This window comes from Bacillus sp. GMa5/1 (assembly GCF_050172015.1).
GTDB lineage: Bacteria > Bacillota > Bacilli > Bacillales > Bacillaceae_G > Bacillus_A > Bacillus_A cereus.
This window is the reverse complement of sequence record NZ_JBNLYC010000418.1, coordinates 1-1,131: the sequence shown is the minus strand read 5'-3', so window position 1 is coordinate 1,131 and position 1,131 is coordinate 1. Positions and strand designations below refer to the sequence as shown.

The window sequence follows — 1,131 nt, the reverse complement described above, 5'->3', positions numbered from 1 at the left end:
ATTATAGTTGATAATCATTCTTATTGTAACTATAATAGTTACATGTTAGGTGATATACGAAAGTTAGTTACGGATTAAACCTAACTGTGTATTTAAATACAATCGGAATGGAGATGTTATAAGGTATGAAAAAAATCATTTTAGCTGGTGCATTAGGAATTGCAGCTCTTGCAGGAACAAATTTACCAGGATTAGAGGTAACAAAAGCAAGTGCAGCTGTTGAATCAAATGTTTCATCAATAGAAGGACGTGTAGTGGAAGTTTCAGGGAATACTATCTATATTGAAGTGAAAGAATCCAATACGAATATTGATAATACTAATCGTTTTAGTATTACTACAACTAACTTTAATCCTAATGTAAAAGTTGGTGATGATATAAAAGCTACTGGTGCGATGATGCGTAATTTTGAGAGTTATATGATTGCACAGTCTATTGAAAAAGTTCAAGGGACTGATACATTGCATCAGGGGGAATATTTAGAACATGTCTTCGCATACGAATATGAAATAGGATATATTACAAAAGTAGGTAAATTTCAATCATTAGATTATGTAATCGTTCAATATACTGGAAAAGATGGGGTTCAAAAAAAGAATGTTACGGTTTATTTGACAAAAGGACAAAAATTTAATGCAGATGAAAAAGTGAAAGTGCATATGGCGAACGCTGAAAGAAGTAATGAGTGGTCGGTAATGGACGAAATTGAAAAAGTTAATGATTCTCAGGCACAAAGTAACCCTATTTTGAATCGTGAAGTAAATGGCCATGTAACAGGTGAAATTATAGAAATTGGAAATAAATTTAATGAGTTTAATTACGTAATAGTTCCTTATATGAATCAATATGGCCAAAAAGAAATTATCGAAGTTCGTTTAACTCAAGGACAACAATTTAAATTAGGAGACAAAGTGAAAATTAATATGGAATTGGCTTTGGGACGTGGTAATATCGATGCAGATGTAACCGTTATAGATAATATTCAAAAAGTAGATGAAACCAACACTCAAGCTTATCAAAATGATGAGTGGGTTTGGTCTTAATTATAATTAGAAATTCAATTTTTCTCTTTAATGTATATACCAATTCAAAAAACCTTACAAAAATCTTGCAAGGTTTTTTTTTTATTTA

The 1,131-nt window shown here is 30.6% G+C and carries 1 pseudogene; it reads left to right on the top strand.

Annotated elements, in window-relative coordinates:
* Positions 1-125: 125 nt before the first annotated feature.
* Positions 126-446, top strand: a pseudogene (locus ACQGSG_RS29105) (hypothetical protein); the annotation flags it as partial.
* Positions 447-1,131 lie beyond the last annotated feature (685 nt).